The organism is Bradyrhizobium sp. CCBAU 51745 (genome assembly GCF_028128715.1).
GTDB lineage: Bacteria > Pseudomonadota > Alphaproteobacteria > Rhizobiales > Xanthobacteraceae > Bradyrhizobium > Bradyrhizobium manausense.
The window spans coordinates 1-1,086 of record NZ_LBJP01000035.1; the positions used below are offsets into that span (position 1 = coordinate 1).

The 1,086-nt window shown below is 64.7% G+C and carries 1 protein-coding gene; it reads left to right on the forward strand.

Annotated elements, in window-relative coordinates; all coding sequences use genetic code 11:
* A partial coding sequence (locus XH98_RS12955) for an AMP-binding protein (protein WP_271618814.1) occupies nt 1–1,086 on the forward strand: 1,086 nt, incomplete at both ends.

Consider the following 1,086-nt stretch of genomic DNA (forward strand, 5'->3'; position numbering starts at 1 on the left):
TGGCGCAGATGACCGGGCCAAAGCCGTTCGTGATCGACGTCGACGATGCCGCGTTCAAGGGTGGCAAGCGCATCGGCGAGATCGAATACGAAGCCGCCGTGGCGCAAGGCGATCCGAACTTCACGGCAATCCTGCCAAGCGACGAATGGGACGCGATCGCGCTGAGCTACACCTCGGGCACCACCGGCAATCCCAAGGGCGTCGTCACCCATCATCGCGGCGCGTATCTCAACGCCGTCAGCAACATCCTCGCCGGCAATCTCGGCCAGCATCCGGTCTATCTCTGGACCCTGCCGATGTTCCACTGCAACGGCTGGTGCTTCCCCTGGACGATCGCGGCTGCGGCCGGCATCAATGTCTGCTTGCGCAAGGTCGAGCCGACCAAGATTTTCGAGCTGATCAGGCAGCACGGCGTCACCCACATGTGCGGCGCGCCGATCGTGTACAACACGCTGATCAATGCGCCCGATGCGCCACGGGGCAACGCGGCACGCCGCGTCGTCGGCCTCATCGCCGGCGCAGCGCCGCCGGTTGCGGTGTTGGAAGGCGCCGAAAACATCGGCATCAAGCTCACGCATGTGTATGGCCTGACCGAGGTCTACGGCCCCGCCTCGGTCTGCGCCGAGCAGCCGGGCTGGGACGAGCTTGCGCCTGCCGAGCGCGCCCGCATGAAGCGCCGGCAGGGCGTTCCCTACCCGCTCGAGGAAAGCGTCTCGGTCATCAATCCGCAGACCATGCAGGAGGTCCCGCGCGACGGCGAGACCATCGGCGAGGTGATGTTCCGCGGCAATATCGTGATGAAGGGCTACCTCAAGAACGAGAAGGTGACCAAGGAAGCCTTCGAGGGCGGCTGGTTTCACACCGGCGACCTCGGCGTGCTCGACGAGCACGGCTACGTCATCATCAAGGACCGCTCCAAGGACATCATCATCTCCGGCGGCGAGAACATCTCTTCCGTCGAGGTCGAGGATATCCTCTACAAGCATCCGGCCGTGCTGTTCGCCGCCGTCGTCGCCAAACCCGATCCCAAATGGGGCGAAGTGCCCTGTGCCTTCGTCGAGCTGAAGGACGGCGCGAGCGCGAGCG